The 15,964-nt window shown below is 72.6% G+C and carries 16 protein-coding genes; 11 read left to right on the top strand and 5 right to left on the bottom strand.

All coding sequences use genetic code 11. The features are described from left to right. Positions 1 to 45 precede the first annotated feature (45 nt). On the top strand, positions 46 to 732 hold the full coding sequence (locus tag ACZ4VI_RS13945; protein ID WP_467999434.1) for a phosphatase PAP2 family protein: 687 nt from the start codon (positions 46 to 48) through the stop codon (positions 730 to 732). A 129-nt stretch (positions 733 to 861) separates the two neighbouring features. Next, complete coding sequence (locus ACZ4VI_RS13940; protein WP_467999433.1) at positions 862 to 1,536, top strand: TetR/AcrR family transcriptional regulator; 675 nt, start codon at positions 862 to 864, stop codon at positions 1,534 to 1,536. Here the strand turns inward: ACZ4VI_RS13940 and ACZ4VI_RS13935 are convergent. Next, on the bottom strand, positions 1,512 to 3,041 hold the full coding sequence (locus ACZ4VI_RS13935) for an LVIVD repeat-containing protein (protein WP_467999432.1): 1,530 nt from the start codon (positions 3,039 to 3,041) through the stop codon (positions 1,512 to 1,514). The genes ACZ4VI_RS13940 and ACZ4VI_RS13935 overlap by 25 nt on opposite strands. 192 nt (positions 3,042 to 3,233) lie before the next feature. Between ACZ4VI_RS13935 and ACZ4VI_RS13930 the strand changes: the two genes are divergently transcribed. Together ACZ4VI_RS13930 and ACZ4VI_RS13925 are read left to right on the top strand one after the other, a co-directional pair. Continuing rightward, complete coding sequence (locus ACZ4VI_RS13930; protein WP_467999431.1) at positions 3,234 to 3,884, top strand: DUF305 domain-containing protein; 651 nt, start codon at positions 3,234 to 3,236, stop codon at positions 3,882 to 3,884. A gap of 167 nt (positions 3,885 to 4,051) precedes the next feature. Continuing rightward, positions 4,052 to 5,419: an FAD-dependent oxidoreductase gene (locus tag ACZ4VI_RS13925; RefSeq protein WP_467999430.1), complete on the top strand. Its 1,368-nt coding sequence runs from the start codon at positions 4,052 to 4,054 to the stop codon at positions 5,417 to 5,419. Between the two features lie 13 nt (positions 5,420 to 5,432). On the opposite strand, the gene ACZ4VI_RS13920 is transcribed toward ACZ4VI_RS13925, so the two are convergent. Beyond that, complete coding sequence (locus ACZ4VI_RS13920) at positions 5,433 to 5,780, bottom strand: transcriptional regulator (protein WP_467999429.1); 348 nt, start codon at positions 5,778 to 5,780, stop codon at positions 5,433 to 5,435. Between the two features lie 119 nt (positions 5,781 to 5,899). Between ACZ4VI_RS13920 and ACZ4VI_RS13915 the strand changes: the two genes are divergently transcribed. The 5 genes from ACZ4VI_RS13915 (at position 5,900) to ACZ4VI_RS13895 (ending at position 10,903) form a co-directional block, all read left to right on the top strand. After that, positions 5,900 to 6,982 (top strand): NADH:flavin oxidoreductase/NADH oxidase, encoded by a 1,083-nt coding sequence (locus tag ACZ4VI_RS13915; RefSeq protein WP_467999428.1) that lies wholly within the window; start codon positions 5,900 to 5,902, stop codon positions 6,980 to 6,982. 135 nt (positions 6,983 to 7,117) lie between these two features. After that, positions 7,118 to 8,203 carry a WD40/YVTN/BNR-like repeat-containing protein gene (locus tag ACZ4VI_RS13910; protein WP_467999427.1) on the top strand — a complete coding sequence of 362 codons (1,086 nt, stop codon included), beginning with the start codon at positions 7,118 to 7,120 and terminating at the stop codon, positions 8,201 to 8,203. Between the two features lie 34 nt (positions 8,204 to 8,237). Then, positions 8,238 to 8,915 carry a uracil-DNA glycosylase gene (locus ACZ4VI_RS13905; protein ID WP_467999426.1) on the top strand — a complete coding sequence of 226 codons (678 nt, stop codon included), beginning with the start codon at positions 8,238 to 8,240 and terminating at the stop codon, positions 8,913 to 8,915. Beyond that, complete coding sequence (locus ACZ4VI_RS13900; RefSeq protein WP_467999425.1) at positions 8,912 to 9,892, top strand: N-acetylglucosamine kinase; 981 nt, start codon at positions 8,912 to 8,914, stop codon at positions 9,890 to 9,892. Before ACZ4VI_RS13905 ends, ACZ4VI_RS13900 begins: the two co-directional genes overlap by 4 nt. Positions 9,893 to 9,979: 87 nt before the next feature. Next, positions 9,980 to 10,903 carry a sirohydrochlorin chelatase gene (locus ACZ4VI_RS13895; RefSeq protein ID WP_467999424.1) on the top strand — a complete coding sequence of 308 codons (924 nt, stop codon included), beginning with the start codon at positions 9,980 to 9,982 and terminating at the stop codon, positions 10,901 to 10,903. Positions 10,904 to 10,976: 73 nt separating this feature from the next. On the opposite strand, the gene ACZ4VI_RS13890 is transcribed toward ACZ4VI_RS13895, so the two are convergent. Further along, positions 10,977 to 12,023: a lactonase family protein gene (locus ACZ4VI_RS13890; RefSeq protein WP_467999423.1), complete on the bottom strand. Its 1,047-nt coding sequence runs from the start codon at positions 12,021 to 12,023 to the stop codon at positions 10,977 to 10,979. A 113-nt stretch (positions 12,024 to 12,136) separates the two neighbouring features. Then, the gene (locus tag ACZ4VI_RS13885; protein ID WP_467999642.1) at positions 12,137 to 13,636 is read right to left on the bottom strand and encodes an FUSC family protein; all 1,500 of its coding nucleotides are present in this window, start codon (positions 13,634 to 13,636) and stop codon (positions 12,137 to 12,139) included. Positions 13,637 to 13,947: 311 nt separating this feature from the next. Here ACZ4VI_RS13885 and ACZ4VI_RS13880 point away from each other — a divergent pair, with 311 nt between their 5' ends. Continuing rightward, positions 13,948 to 14,430: an Lrp/AsnC family transcriptional regulator gene (locus tag ACZ4VI_RS13880; protein WP_467999422.1), complete on the top strand. Its 483-nt coding sequence runs from the start codon at positions 13,948 to 13,950 to the stop codon at positions 14,428 to 14,430. A gap of 107 nt (positions 14,431 to 14,537) precedes the next feature. Further along, positions 14,538 to 14,990, top strand: a complete 453-nt coding sequence (locus tag ACZ4VI_RS13875) for an SRPBCC family protein (protein ID WP_467999421.1) — start codon at positions 14,538 to 14,540, stop codon at positions 14,988 to 14,990. A 17-nt stretch (positions 14,991 to 15,007) separates the two neighbouring features. On the opposite strand, the gene ACZ4VI_RS13870 is transcribed toward ACZ4VI_RS13875, so the two are convergent. Continuing rightward, positions 15,008 to 15,814 (bottom strand): TIGR01458 family HAD-type hydrolase, encoded by an 807-nt coding sequence (locus tag ACZ4VI_RS13870; RefSeq protein WP_467999420.1) that lies wholly within the window; start codon positions 15,812 to 15,814, stop codon positions 15,008 to 15,010. Positions 15,815 to 15,964: the final 150 nt, after the last annotated feature.

Genomic DNA, 15,964 nt, shown 5'->3' with positions numbered 1-15,964 from the left:
CGAGGGCACGGGTGCTCCTCCGCGAGCGTCGGGGAAGATCGGCTCATGCGCTCCTCCGCCGTGGTCTCCGGTGCTCTGGCCGTGCTGCTGCTCGTGCTCGTGGCGGTGGGCTGGTCCCCGCTCCTCTCCCTGGACCGCTCGGTCGCCGACGCCCTGCACCGCAGCGCCCTCGGAGAGCCCGGGTTCACCCGTTTCAACCGGATCCTGACCGACTGGGTCTGGGACCCGTGGACGATGCGGGCGCTCGTCGCCGTCGCGGTCCTCGTGCTGTGGTGGCGGCGCGAGCGGCGGCTCGCCCTGTGGCTGACGGTGGCGATCCTGCTGACGTCGGGCGTGCAGCAGGTGCTGAAGGCGGCGGTCGGGCGGGAGCGGCCCGGCTGGCCCGATCCTGTGGACTCGGCGGAGTACGCGGCCTTCCCGTCCGGGCACGCGATGACGGCGATGGTGGGCTGCGGGCTGCTGCTCTGGGTGCTCGCCCTGCACTGGCGGGAGACCTGGCGGGGCTGGAGCCTGCTCGCGGTGGCGGGGCTGGTGTCCGTGCTCGGTGCCGGATGGACCAGGATCTATCTGGGCGTGCACTGGCTGTCCGACGTCGTGGCCGGCTGGCTGCTCGGCTGGTGCGTCGTCGCTGTGACGATCGTCACATACCGCCGGTACGGCAGAGACGGGCGGGGCACCGGAGGGGTGGACCCGTCAGGCCCGGACCGGAGCAGAATGGGAGAAACGCCGTGAAGCCGCCTGTCCTGGACGATCCCCCGCGTCGCCCAGAACAGACGGCAAACCCGCTGACCAGCCACGAAGGCGCGACAGCAGGCTGCGCTGAGTATATTGGCTGTGAGCCAGTCAACGCAGGAGTCCAGCATGTCCCCGCGTAGCCCATCGGTCAATGAAGAGCTTCGGCGGCGCTCCCGCGAGCGGCTGCTGCAGGCGACCGTCGAGCTGGTGTCGGAGCGCGGCTACGAGGCGACGACGCTGGGCGACATCGCCGAGCGGGCCGGTTCGGCGCGCGGTCTGATCTCGTACTACTTCCCGGGCAAGCGCCAGCTCCTGCAGTCGGCCGTGCACCGGTTGATGCACCTGACGCTGGAGGAGGCGCTGGAGCGCGAGCCGCGCACGGAGGACGGCCGGGAGCGGATGGCGCGGGCCATCGACGCGATACTCGGCCTGGCCGTGGACCGTCCGGTGCTGATGCGGACGCACATGGCGGGCATCCTGCAGGCCGAGGGGTTCGTGCAGTGCCCGGAGCAGCAGCGTCTGGCGTTCCTGCTGCGGGACACGGTGACGCGGTACGGCTCGGCGAACGTGGACGCGGACTATCCGCTGCTGCGGGCGCTGCTGATGGGCGCGGTGGTGGCGGTGCTGCTGCCGGGGGCGCCGATGCCGGTGACGCGGCTGCGGGCGGAGCTGTTCCAGCGGTACGGGCTCGACTGGGAGCAGGGCATGCCGCCGGACGGGGGTCCGCCCGACGGCATGCCGTTCACGGCCTCGGTGTTACCGCCCCGAGTGCCGCGTCAGTCCTCGAAGTCCTCGAAGTAGTCCGGCTGGGTCTGGACGTTGAGCGCGTCCATCCGGATGCGCTTGGCCGGGTCCGTACGACGGTCGTCGAGCTTCAGCACGTCGAAGCCCTTCGCGATGTCGTTCGAGTAGATGTAGCCGTTGTAGTAGTACGCGGACCACGAACCGCCCGTGCTGATCGTGGTGGTGGAGAGCGGGCCGCGCTCGAAGTAGGCGATCTCCTGCGGCTTGGCCGAGTCGGTGAAGTCCCAGACGGAGACGCCGCCCTGGTACCAGGCCTGGACCATGAGGTCCTTGCCCTTGACCGGGATCAGCGAGCCGTTGTGGGCCACGCAGTTCTCCGTGTTCGCCTGGTGGCGCGAGATCTTGAAGTAGCTGCGGAAGACCAGCTTGCGGTTGTCGCCCTTGCCGACGATGTCGTAGATGCCGTCGGCGCCGCGGTTCGGGCCGACGGCCGCGTTGCAGGTCGCGCCGGAGCCGCCGCCGAGCTCGTCGGTGAAGACGACCTTGTTGGCCTTCTGGTTGAAGGTCGCCGAGTGCCAGAACGCGAAGTTGACGTTGTCCTGGACCTGGTCGATGACCTTCGGGTTCTCCGGGTCCTCGATGTCGAAGAGGATGCCGTCGCCCATGCAGGCGCCGGCCGCGAGGTCCTTGCCCGGCAGCACGGTGATGTCGTGGCAGCCGGTCGTCTTGGAGACGCCCGGGTTCGTGGGACCGCCGGGGTTGCCGCCGCCGTCCGGGCCCTCGCCCGGGAACAGGACGGGGAAGTTCACGATCGCGGACTGCTCGGGCGCCTTGCGGGGCACCTTGATGACCGAGATGCCGTCGTGCGGCGGCTGGCAGTCCGGGAACTCGGCGCGCGGCGAGTAGGACGAGACGTAGACGTACACGTCCTTCTTCTTGGGCACCAGCGTGTGCGTGTGCGAGCCGCACGCGGTTTCGACGGCGGCGACGTACTTGGGGTTGGTGATGTCGGTGATGTCGAAGATCTTCATGCCCTCCCAGGAGGACTTCTCCGTGGCCGGCTGGCTGACGCTGGCACAGGAGTTGTCGTTGCGGGAGGAGTCGGTGGAGAGGAAGACGAGGTTGCCGGAGACGGAGATGTCGTTCTGGGCTCCGGGGCACAGGACCTGGGCGACCGTCTTCGGGGCCTGCGGGTCGCTGATGTCGAAGATGCGGAAGCCGTCGTAGTTGCCCGCGAAGGCGTACTTGCCCTGGAAGGCGAGGTCGGAGTTGGCGCCCTTGAGCGCGTCCTTGGGGATGTTCACGAGGTGCTTGATGTTGTCGCTGTGGACGATCTCGTCCACGCCGGGTATCTCACCGCTCTGGATGGCGGACCGGGCTTCGGCCGCCTGTTCCGAGGACACGGTTCCCTGCGCGGCGGCGTCACCCGGGTCGGGCGTGGCGGCCGCGGGGCCGGCCGCGAGCAGGCTGACCAGCAGTCCGGCGGCGGCGGTCGCCACACCCAGACCTCTGATCCGGGCTCGCGGGGTACGTGTGATGCGCGTGGTACGCAACGAAGTCACTCCGTCCTCCCTTGTATCCGTTCGCAGTTGAACGGTTGATGGACCCCGGCAGTATCGTCCTTAGCGTGCACATCTCAACAGATGGCCACACGCATGTCATGAATGTTTTTGCCCGACGCCCCTGAGAAACGTGCTAGGAACGGTGCCCGACGCTTCTCCCCCGGTCCCTCGGAACCACCCCTGGAGGTCGCCTTGTTGAACCGCCGTATCCGTGGAGCTGTCGCCGTCGCGCTGAGCGTCGCCGCCGTATGGGCGCTGTCCGCCTGCGAGTCGGCCCCGGACGAGAGCGCGCCGCGGAGCAAGGCGTCCACGGGTCCCGCGGTGGTGGCCCCGGGGAAGCCCGGCGAACCGGCGCGGCGGATATCGCCCGCCGAGGCGTCCCGGCTGCTGCCCGACGACAAGCCCAACGCGGCGGACTTCGGCTACGCGCAGATGATGATCGTGCATCACCGGCAGGCGCTCACGATGACCGCGCTCGCTCCGGGGCGGGCCGGGTCGGCGCAGATCAAGAAGTTGGCGGACCGGATCACGGCGGCGCAGAAGCCGGAGATCGACGCGATGGACGGCTGGCTGAAGAACCACGGCGGCCCGCGCGAGCAGAGCGGTCACGACCACCACACGATGCCCGGGATGGCTACCGAGGCGCAGCTGGCCGAGCTGAGGAACGCGAAGGGCACGGCCTTCGACGAGCTGTTCCTGAAGCTGATGATCAAGCACCACGAAGGTGCCGTGACGATGGCGGCCGAGGTGCTGGGGCAGGGGAACAACGTCCTGGTGGAGGAGATGGCGAACGACGTGATCGCGCAGCAGACGGCGGAGATCAACCGGATGCGCTCGATGTAGGGGTCCGGCCGGGGGTCGCGGGGGGGGCGTCCGGTCCGCCGGCGTCGCGGGGGGCCGTTCGGGTCCTCCGGGCCCCCGCCGGCGTCGGGCGTCTCCCGTCCGGGGGCTTCCGGTGGGATGCTGGAAGCCTCTCGGCGGGTACACCCGCGGCGGGAAGGGGTACGGACGTGCTTCGTGTCGCAGTCGTCGGATCCGGGCCCAGCGGGGTCTACACGGCCCAGTCGCTGGTCCAGCAGTCGCTGGTGCCCGACGTCCGGGTCGACGTCCTGGACCGGCTGCCCTGCCCGTACGGCCTGGTCCGCTACGGGGTCGCGCCCGACCACGAGAAGATCAAGTCGCTGCAGCAGAACCTCCGGGCGGTCCTGGAGGACGAGCGGATCGCCTTCATCGGCGACGTCGAGATCGGCGCGCGCGGGCTGACCCCGGCCCGCCTCCTGGAGCTCTACCACGCGGTCGTGTACTGCGTGGGCGCGGCACGGGACCGGCGCCTCGGAGTGCCGGGCGAGGATCTGGCGGGCAGCTTCTCGGCGACGGAGTTCGTCTCCTGGTACAGCGCGCACCCCGACGCCCTGGGCAACGGCTTCGCCGGATCGGGCGCCGGCCTGGACGGCCGCTCGGCGGTCGTCATCGGCGTGGGGAACGTGGCGGTGGACGTCACCCGCATCCTGGCGCGGGGCGCGGACGAGCTGCGGGCGACGGATGTGCCCGAGGGCGCGCTCCGGTCGCTGGCGGCCAGCCGGGTGCGCGAGGTGCACATGGTGGGGCGGCGCGGCCCGGGGCAGGCCAAGTTCACGACGAAGGAGCTGCGGGAGCTGGGCGCCCTTCCGGGCGCGCGGGTGAGCGTGGAACCGGCCGACCTGGCCCTGGACCCGTCGTACGCGGACCCCGCGGGACTGCCCGCCGTGAACCGGCGGAACGTGGAGGTCGTGCGCGGCTGGGCGGACGCGGGTGCGGGGGCCGGGTCCGACGCGGCGCGCGAGATCCGGCTGCGGTTCTTCCTGCGCCCCGTGGAGCTGCTCGGCGAGGACGGCCGGGTGGCCGCGGTCCGTTTCGAGCGGACCGAGCCGGACGGGGCCGGGGGTGTGCGGGGCACCGGCCGGTACGAGGAGATCGAGGCCCAACTCGTCCTGCGGGCCGTCGGGTACAAGGGGGTCCCGCTGTCCGGGCTGCCCTTCGACGAGGCCCGGGGCACGGTGCCGAACGAGGCGGGACGCGTGCTGCGCGACGGTGCGCCGTCGCCCGGCGAGTACGTGGCGGGCTGGATCAAGCGTGGGCCCACGGGCGTCATCGGCACGAACCGCCCGTGCGCCAAGGAGACCGTGGCCTCACTCCTTGCCGACGCCGCGGATCTTGCCGGCCGGGAGGTCGCGGGCGACCCGCTCACCGCGCTGCGGGACCTGGGGCATGAGCCGGTCGCCTGGCGTGGCTGGCTCTCCATCGAGCGCGCGGAGTCTGCCCTGGGGCACTCGCTGGGCCGCGGCCAGGTGAAGATCCCCGACTGGGCGGGCCTGCGGGCGGCGGCCCGGTCGGAGTGACTTCCTCGAGCCTCTAGGCGCCCAGGCGTGCGGACTGGGCGTCGGCCGCTCCCAGGACGCTGTCGAGGAGGCCCGGGAAGAGCGCGTCGAGGTCGTCCCTGCGCAGCGCGTTCAGTTTGGCCGTGCCCCGGTAGACCTGCTGGATGACACCGCTCTCGCGCAGCACCCGGAAATGGTGCGTCTTCGTCGACTTGGTCACCGGCAGGTCGAAGAACGAGCAGCTCACCTCGGCGCCCTCGCGCGCCATGTCGCCGACGATCCGCAGCCGCACCGGGTCCGAGAGCGCGTGCAGGACGGCCTCGATACGGATCTCCTCGCGCGCGGGATGGTCGAGGGCGCGAGTCCTGGTCGCGGTCGTCACGGCGGCTCCACTTCGTCCGGGAGCCATCATTGTACGACAGTCACCGTAGTTTGACAGATGCCGTACTACGATGAGTATCGTACGAGCAGCCCCCGAAGGCCCCGGAAGAGGAGTCCCTCATGAGCGTCGCCCTGTTCGAGCCGTACACCCTGCGGTCGCTGACCATCCCGAACCGGGTGTGGATGGCGCCCATGGACCAGTACTCGGCGGAGGCGACCGGCCCGACCGCGGGCGTCGCGAACGACTGGCACTTCGCCCACTACGCCTCCCGCGCCACCGGCGGAACCGGACTGATCCTGGTCGAGGCGACCGCCGTCTCTCCCGAGGGCCGCATCAGCCCCGCCGACCTCGGCATCTGGAACGACACCCAGGCGGAGGCCCTCGGCCGCGTCGCCCGGTTCCTCAAGGAGCACGGCACCGTTCCCGGCATCCAGCTCGGGCACGGCGGCCGCAAGGCGTCGACCAGGCGCCCCTGGGAGGGCCGCGGCCCGGTCGGCCCCGGCCAGCACGGCTGGCAGCCGGTCGGACCGAGCCCCCTCGCGTTCGCCGAGGACCACCCCGTCCCGACCGAGTTGACGACTGATCAGATACGAGAGATCACCGGGCAGTTCGCCGAGGCGGCCCGCCGCGCGCTCGCCGCGGGATTCCAGGTCGTCGAGGTGCACGGCGCCCACGGCTACCTGATCAGCAGCTTCCTCTCCCCGTACGCCAACCACCGCACCGACGCCTACGGCGGCTCCTTCGAGAACCGCACCCGGCTGGCCCTCGAAGTCGTGGACGCCGTCCGGTCGGTGTGGCCCGAGGAGCTGCCGGTCTTCTTCAAGATCTCGGCCACCGACTGGCTGGAGGACCAGGGCTGGACCGGCGACGACACCGTGCGCCTCGCGGGCCTGCTCCGCGACCACGGCGTCGACCTCCTGGACGTCTCCAGCGGCGGCAACGGAGGTCCGGCCCGGATCCCGATCGCCCCCGGCTACCAGGTGCCCTTCGCGGCCCGCGTGAGGTCCGAGACCGGGCTGGCCGTCGCGGCCGTCGGGCTGATCACGGAGGCCGAACAGGCCGAGAAGATCGTCGCGAACGGGGAGGCGGACGCCGTCCTGCTCGGCAGGGAGCTGCTGCGCGACGCCTCCTGGGCCCGCAGGGCCGCGCGCGAGCTGGGCGCGCAGACCCACGCGCCGGCCCCGTACGCCTGGGCGATCTGAGTCCGCACGCCTCACTCCCGCCGGAGCGCGGAACACGCCTTTGACCTGGGGAGATGACCGTACCGGGAGCCGCTGTCAGTGGTCGGGTGCAGACTGGCCCGTATCCGCGACAACGGCGTCCTGGAGGTGTCGGCCATGCCCGACGTAGTACTGACCGTAGGCACCCGCAAGGGTCTGTTCATCGGCCGACGGCGCGACGGCCGGTGGGAGTTCGACGACCCCCACTTCAACGCGCAGGCGATCTACTCGGTCGCGATCGACACGCGGCGCGCGACCCCGCGGATCCTCGTCGGCGGGGACAGCTCCCACTGGGGTCCCTCGGTCTTCCACTCCGACGACCTCGGTGCCCACTGGACCGAGCCGGCCAGGCCGGCCGTCAGGTTCCCCCAGGACACGGGTGCTTCGCTGGAGCGCGTCTGGCAGCTGCACCCCGCGCCCGCGCACTCTCCGGACGTCGTCTACGCCGGGACGGAGCCCGCCGCCCTGTTCAGATCCGAGGATGGCGGGGAGTCGTTCGAGCTGGTCCGCCCCCTCTGGGAGCACCCCACGCGCTCCCGGTGGGTGCCCGGCGGAGGCGGCGAGGCCGTGCACACGGTGGTGACCGACCGGCGCGATCCGGACGCGGTGACGGTCGCGGTCTCGACCGCCGGCGTGTTCCGCTCCCGGGACGGCGGGGCGAGCTGGGCCCCGTCCAACCAGGGGGTGTCCGCGGTGTTCCTGCCCGATCCGAACCCGGAGTTCGGGCAGTGCGTGCACAAGATCGCACAGGACGCAGGGGACCTGGACCGGCTCTATCTGCAGAACCACTGGGGCGTGTACCGCAGCGACGACGCGGGTGCGAAGTGGACCGACATCGGCGCCGGCCTGCCCTCCGACTTCGGCTTCACGGTCGCCGCGCACCCCCAGCGGGCCGATGTGGCCTATGTGTTCCCCATCAACGCCGACGCGGACCGGGTGCCCGCCGGCCGCCGCTGCCGGGTCTACCGTACGAGTGACGCCGGGGAGAGCTGGGAGCCGCTCACCGCGGGGCTGCCCGAGGGCGATCACTACGGCACGGTGCTGCGGGACGCGATGTGCACGGACGACGGGAACCCGGCGGGCGTCTACTTCGGCAACCGCAACGGAGAGGTGTACGCGAGCGCGGACGACGGCGACAGCTGGACGCTGCTCGCCGAGCATCTGCCGGACGTGCTCTGCGTACGGGCGGCGGTGATCGGGTGAGGGGACATGACACAGCGCCAGTAGAGTGACGGCCGTGGCAGCACGACCGTTGAATGAGATCGTCGAGCCGGGATGGGCGCACGCGCTCGCGCCGGTGGCCGACAACATCGCCGCGATGGGCGACTTCCTGCGCGGGGAGATCGCCTCCGGGCGTACCTACCTGCCCGCCGGAGCGAACGTCCTGCGCGCCTTCCAGCAGCCCTTCGACGAGGTGCGGGTCCTGATCGTCGGACAGGACCCTTACCCGACGCCGGGGCACGCGGTGGGCCTGAGCTTCTCGGTGGCGCCGGAGGTGAGTCCGCTGCCGCCGAGCCTGGAGAACATCTTCCGGGAGATGCACACCGATCTGGGGCATCCGCGGCCCGCGAACGGCGACCTGACGCCGTGGACCCGCCAGGGGGTGCTGCTGCTCAACAGGGCGCTCACGACGGCGCCGAGGAAGCCGGGGGCGCATCGCGACAAGGGCTGGGAGGCGGTCACCGAGCAGGCCATCCGGGCGCTGGCCGCCCGCGGCAAGCCCCTGGTGTCCGTGCTGTGGGGGCGTGACGCGCGCAATCTGCGTCCGCTGCTCGGCAGTCTGCCGGCGATCGAGTCCTCGCACCCCTCCCCCATGTCCGCGGACCGCGGCTTCTTCGGGTCGCGGCCGTTCAGCCGCACCAACGAACTGCTTCTGCGCCAGGGGGCGCAGGAGGTGGACTGGCGGCTGCCGTGACGGCCGGGGCCGAGGGCTGGGTCGTCGGGGTCGACTCCGGCGGCTCGGGGCTGCGGATCGCCCTGGGACCGGCCTCGGACGCGACGCGGCCCGTCGAGACCGTGACGTCCCGTGAGCCGGTGCGGACCGGCGCCGGCGGGATCGACGCGGCCCATCTGCTCGATCAGCTGCTGCCCGCCGTCGAGTCGATGCTGGGCCGCGCCGGGGACCGGCCCGTGGTCGCCCTGGCCATCGGCGCCGCCGGTATGGCGACGCTCGGCGACGAGCTGCGGGCCGTTCTGCCCGGCGCCCTCGACAAGGCCCTGGGCGTGCGGCGCGTCTTGCTGGCGGCCGACGCCGTCACCGCGTACGCCGGAGCGCTCGGGCAGCGGCCCGGTGCCGTGGTCGCGGGCGGCACGGGCCTCATCGCCCTCGGTACGGACCTGACGACCTGGCGCCGTGCCGACGGCTGGGGCCATCTTCTGGGCGACTGCGGCGGCGGCGCCTGGATCGGCCGCGCCGGCCTGGAGGCGGCGATGCGAGCCCACGACGGCCGGCGCGGCGGTTCATCCGCGCTGCTCGACCGCGCCGAGGCCCGGTTCGGGCCCGTCACCGGTCTGCCGGGCGCGCTGTACCCCCGGACCGACCGGCCCGCCGTGCTCGCCTCTTTCGCGCCCGACGTGGCGGACCGCGCCGCCGACGGCGACCCGGTGGCGGCCGGGATCCTGCGGCAGGCCGCCGCGCACGTGGCCGAGGCCGCGGCCGCCGTGTGCCCGGCCCAGGGCGCCTGCGAAGTAGCTCTGACGGGTGGTCTGTTCAAGCTGGGCGACCCGCTGCTCGTGCCGTTGCGTGCCGAGCTGGCCGAGCAACTGCCGCATGCCCGGGAGGTGTCGGCGGCCGGGGATCCGCTCGACGGTGCCCTCGCGCTCGCCGGGGCGCTGGCGACGGACGGGCTACGGCTGCCGGTGGAGCCGAAGTTGGTGCATGTGACCGCGTAAACCGCGGTTCGGACAAAGAGGGGCAGATAACGCTCTGCCGCACCTCACCGCAGTGCGCGGCGGGCAAAACCAGTAGCATGCGGCGCCATGAGCTCCCCCACTGGGCCTGCTTCCGGCCTGCCTGTACGAATGCCGCGACCCCGCCAGTCCGGGCGACACCGTCGCCCCGAACCCGTGGCGGCGCCCGAGGGCGCTCCCGCGCTGGTGCTCGCCGTCCCCGGCGTGCCGTCGGCCGCCATACGCTCGCTGGCCGAAGAGGTCGTGAGCATCGCCCGCTCCGAGCTGCCCGGCCTGGAGGCCGCGATCGGCTACCTGGACGGTGACGACGCCGAGTACCCCACCCTGGGCGGCGTGCTGTCGCAGGCGGAGACGCTGCGGACCCAGCGGTACGAGCTGGCCGTGGCCGCCGGCCGCGAGGTCAGCGCCCCGGAGGGCCCCGCCGCCGTCGTCGTACCGCTGCTCGCGGGCCCGGACAGCGCCCTGATGCGCCGGATCCGCCAGGCCGTGATGGACAGCGGCAACGTCGCCGAGCTGACGGACGTGCTCGGTCCGCACCCGCTGCTCGCCGAGGCCCTGCACGTGCGCCTGTCGGAGGCCGGTCTGGCCCGCGCCGACCGCGCGCGCCTCTTCACGGTCGCCACGGCCGCCGACGGCATCGTGCTCGCCACGGTCGGCGGCGAGGAGGCCGTCCAGGCCGCCGGCATCACGGGCATGCTGCTGGCCGCGCGCCTGGCCGTCCCGGTGATGGCCGCCGCGCTCGACCAGGAGGGTTCGATCACCGCGATCGCCGAGCAGCTGCGCGGCTCCGGCTCGGAGCAGCTGGCGCTCGCCCCGTACCTGATCGGCCCCGAGCTGGCCGACGGCCTGCTCGACGCGGCCGCCAAGGAGGCGGGCTGCGCCGCAGCCGAGCCGCTGGGCGCCTACCCGGCGATCGGCAAGCTGGTGCTCTCGCAGTACACGGCCGCGCTGGGCATCGCCCCGCAGCAGCCGCAGGGAGCCCCGGCGCACTGAGGTTCCGCGTGGCTGAGGGCCCGTACCGGACGCGTCCGTTACGGGCCCTCGGTCGTACCGCCGTACAGCCGTTTCAGCCGAAGACCACGCAGGACGCCGCCGGGGCGTCGATCGAGCCCGCGCGGTGCGGAATGCCGGTCTCCGGGTCGAGGTCGAACCAGGTCACGTCGCCGGAGCGCTCGTTGGCCGCGTAGAGCCGTCGCCCCGAGGGGTCGAGGGTCAGGTCGCGCGGCCAGCGCCCGCCGCAGTCCACGGCGGTACGGAACTCGGCCCGCTCGCCGCTCGGGTCGAGGGCGAGGACGGCGATGGTGTCGTCGCCGCGCACGGCGGCCCAGAGGAAGCGGCCGTCGGGGGAGACGACGACCTCGGAGGGGTGGCTCGGCCCGGCGGCCGCGGCGGGGACGACGCGGGTCTCGCCGAGCGGCTCCAGGGTGCCCGCCGACGCGTCCCAGCGGCAGACCGTGAGGGTGGGCTCCAGCTCGTTCAGGACGTAGGCGTGGCCGCCGGCCGGGTGGAAGGCCACGTGGCGCGGACCGGTGCCCGCCCGCAGCGCGGTCTCGCCGTGCCGCCGCAGGGCGCCGGATGCGGCGTCGAGGGCGTAGATCCGTACGGAGTCGGTGCCGAGGTCCACGGCGACCGCCCAGCGCCCGCCGGGGGCGGGCAGGACGTGGTGGGCGTGCGGGCCGCTCTGGCGGTCGGCGACGGGACCTGAGCCCTGGTGCGGGGAGACGTGGGTGGCGGCGCCGAGGGAGCCGTCCGCCGTGATCGGCAGGGCGGTGACGCTGCCGGAGGTGTAGTTGGCCGTGAGGACGTGGCCCTCGGTGACGGCGAGGTGGGTGGGGCCGGCTCCGCGTACGGACGCGGGGGCGCCGAGTGGCCGCGGTACGGCCCCCGTGACGTCGAACGCGGCCGCGGCCCCGTCCTCGGTCTCGGAGACGGCGTAGAGGACCGGGCCTTCCAGGGCGAGGTAGGACGGGTCGGGAAGCGCGTCCGTCGCGCCGGTGACGGTCAGGGCTCCGGTGTCCGGGTCCACGTCGGCGCTGAGGATCCCCCGGCCGCCCGCCGAGGTGAACGACCCGATGAAGGCCCGTACCGGTTGTCGCGCGTCCGTCCCGCCCATGGCGTCTCCCCTCTCCGCCGGGCGGTCACGATTGACCGCCCGCGTGGTCGGGGCCGACGTTAGCAGTCGGTCTAGACCAACTTGGATCAAGCGGCTCGAGCCAGCCGCTTGGATCAGGCGGCAGGCACGAGTGGGGCGCTCGGCGCCGTGCGCAGGGGGGCGGCCAGCTCGACCAGCGCCCGCTCCACGCCGTACAGGTGGCCGAGCGCGGCCTCCGCGCCCGGGTGGTGGGACGGGGCTACGGCCGGCTCCACGGCGCGGCGCCCGGGGCGGGCCGGCGGGACCAGGGCGTGGACGGCCGCCTCGACCCGCCAGGAGGCGGCGGCGAGCCGGGCGTCGTGCGAGGCGTCCGGGTCCGCGGCGACCGCCGCGAGGCCCCGGACCTCACGGGCGCAGTCGTCGAGCAGCGCGAGGACCCGGCGGGCGCGGGCCTTGCGGGCCCGCAGCGGGCTCAGCGGGTGCACGAGCGGAGCCAGCGAGAGCCGGACCCGGCCGAGGAGCACCTCTAGCTCGGCGGCGAGCGGCGCCGGGTCGGCCTCCGGGTCGCCTGCGAGGCGCCGGGCCGCCGCGGTGGTGCAGTCGTGCACGCAGGTCACGGCGCGCTCGATCCACGCGTTGGTGGCGGCGTGCGTAGTCACCGGCAGCAGCGCGACCCCCACGGCCGCGCCGAACGCGCCGACCGCCGTCTCCTCGAAGCGCAGCAGCAGGAGCCCGGGGTGCAGGACGCCGAGGAGTCCGTACAGCAGCCCGGCCATGACGGTCACGAAGAACATCATCCAGCTGTAGGAGAGCGGGGCCGTGTAGAAGATCCCGAAGACGCAGACGGCGACGAGCGCGGCCGTCGGTCCGGCCGCGCCGGCCAGCGGGATCGCGATCAGGAGTCCGGCGGCGATGCCGGTGACCGTTCCGACGACCCGGCGGAAGCCGCGGATCAGGGTCTCGCCGCGGGAGGCGGTGTTGACGAAGATCCACCAGGCGGTGCCGACGGCCCAGTACCAGCGCTCGTGCGAGATGAACTGGCCGGCGGCGAGCGCGACGGCGCAGGCGGCGGTGGCCTGGAACGCCTGCCGGGTGGTGACCCGGTCGAGGCCGCTGCCGGGCAGCGTGGCGGGCGCGGCGGGCGGCGGGACGCGCCGCTCGATGCACCAGGCCACGAAGCGGACCGCGCTCGAGGCGGCGAGGGCCAGGCCCACCGCCGCGTACAGCTCCGGCAGTTGCGCGGGCAGCGCGTGCAGGAACTGCGTGACGAAGAACATCATGAACGCGAAGATGCCGAGCGCGTGTCCGCGCGGGCCCCAGCGGCGGGCGTACACCCCTGCGAAGATGACGAGGAGCCAGGAGGCGTCGCGCAGCAGCGGCGCGTTGTGCAGCACGGTCGCGAGGGCGAGGACGGGGAAGCCGACGGCGGGGAGCAGGGCGGTCGTCTCGACCTGGCGGCGCACGGTGGGGTCGCCGACGGTGAAGAGCGCGAGCAGCGCGGCGAGACCGCCGGTGATCGAGGCCGTGAGGGAGAGCCCGGCCAGTTCGGCCGCGGCGACCGCGAGGCCGACGCCGATGACGGCGCGCGAGGAGACGCGCAGCCGGACGCGGCCCGGGTCGGGGGCCACGAACACGAGCCTGACCAGCCGACGGCCGGCCGCTCGGACCTTCTTCACGGCGGTTGTCCCGCCCCTGCTGACGTGCACACACCCTCTTCGCGCGATCTCGTGCCCCGGCCTGCTTGTGGCGGCTCCAGGACATGGGAAAGGCGCCGCGGTCCTGGTCCGGCCTCGTCGCCGGTCCGGCGCGTGCGCGGCGCCATGTCTTTCGTACTGTTCCCCCAGGGAAACACCTCACCCCCCACTGGCTCAACCGATGCTCCAGGCGGTGGGCCATTGGTACAGTCGAGAGATATCGGAGACAGCCAGAGGGGAGCCAACGGACCATGGCGGTGGACGAGCTCGACACGCGGATCCTGCGGCTCCTGATCGAGCAGCCGCGCACGAGCGTGCGCGAGTACGCGCGGATCCTCGGGGTGGCCCGGGGCACGGTGCAGGCCAGGATCGACCGCCTGGAGCGGGACGGGGTCATCACGGCGACCGGTCCGGTCCTCTCCCCCGCCGCGCTCGGCCATCCGGTGCTCGCGTTCGTCCACATCGAGGTCACCCAGGGGCATCTGGACGAGGTCGGGGACGCGCTCGCCGAGGTGCCGGAGATCGTCGAGGCGTTCTCGATCACGGGCGGCGGCGATCTGCTGACACGGGTGGTGGCCCGGGACAACGGGCACCTGGAGGACGTGATCCAGCGGCTGATCCAGCTTCCGGGGGTCGTCAGGACCCGTACGGAGATGGCGCTGCGCGAGCGGGTGGCGCACCGGCTGCTTCCGCTGGTGGAGTCGCTGGGGCGGGCGTCGGCCCGTACCGGCTGATCGCGGCACCGCTCCTCGGTTCGCCCGCGATGGCGACGTTCCACCATGCGTGAGATCATTTGTATGAAGCGACAACAGGCCCCACGATGACACACAAAGAGGGCGCAATGTCTGCCATCAAGGAAACCATCGACATTTCCCGCAGCCCCGCGGAGGTCTTCTCCTACGTCACCGACCCCACACATCTGCCCGACTGGCAGGAAAATGCCGTCGCGGCCCGCCCGTTGAGCGACGAGCCCTTCACCGTCGGGTCGAAGGTCGCCGTGACGCGGCACATCGGGCGTCGGGACATGACCATGACGATGCAGATGATCGACATGGATCCGCCGAGGAGTTGGCACATGCACGGCATCGACGGGCCCGTACGCGGCGATGTCCAGGGCACGATCGAGCCGATCGACAACGGTACGCGCTCGCGGCTGACGCTCGCCGTCGATTTCGAGGGACACGGCATCGGCAAGGCGCTCGTCCCGCTGGTCGTCCGCCCGCAGGTACGCAAGGAGCTGCCCAGGAACGAGCAGACCCTCAAGGGCATTCTGGAGGCCGGCGCGGCGCGCTGACCAGGCCGCGGGAACGATCAGTCGTCGCTCGTTCGGCCGGCGTCGAGGAGATCGGGGACGTCGGCGAAGGAGTCGAGGACGTGGTCGGGGGTGCCGGAGGCCGCACGGTGGGTCTCGGGCAGGTACTTGCCGGTCTTCACCAGGGCGCCGGTGATGCCGCAGCGCTGGGCGGCGAGGACGTCGGACTCGATGTCGTCGCCCACCATCAGGGTGGCGGACGCGTCCGCGCCCACATGCGCGAGGGCCGCCTCGAAGAAGGCCGGTGAGGGTTTGCCGGTGATCTCCGCCTCGACGCGGGCGGCCTGTTCGAGGCCGGTGAGGAAGGCGCCGGTGTCGAGGTCGAGGCCGTCGGCGGTACGCCAGTAAAGGTTGCGGTGCATGGCCACGAGCCGTGCACCGTCCCGCACATGGCGGAAGGCGCGGTTGAGGGTGGCATAGCCGAAGGCGTCGCCCGCGCCGCCTAGGACGACCACATCGGGCGGCTCGTCCTCGTCCACGAGCGTGAGGCCGCCGAGGTCGTCCCGTACGTCCCCGGTGTTGATCAGCAGACAGCGCGCACCGGGGTGGTGTTCGCGCAGATACGCGGCCGTGGCGGCGGGTGCCGTGAGGATGTCGTCGGAGCCGACGGGAAAGCCCTCGGCGGTCAGTGTGGCGGCGAGGGAAGCGCGGGTGCGCGAGGTCGTGTTGGTGACCAGCGCGAGGGGGATTCCCCGGTCCCGCAGGTGCTTCATCGCCGCCACGGCGCCCGGCAGCGGTTTCCAGGACACGGTGAGCACACCGTCGATGTCGATCAGGACCGCTTCGATACGGGGCTTACGGGGCACGAGAGGGCCTCCACACATGCAGTCCCCGGTAGTCCATCTCCGCACTCGGACATCTCGGCCGTCGCCGAAAGGCCTGAGTTCCGGGAGGATCTGCCGGGGGCCTGGCCAGAGCCAGCGAGTGGTCACGCGCGTCAGTGAACGTCTTCACCG

The sequence above is a fragment of the Streptomyces sp. NPDC029169 genome, assembly GCF_055563935.1.
This window is presented reverse-complemented; position numbering and strand designations above follow the sequence as displayed.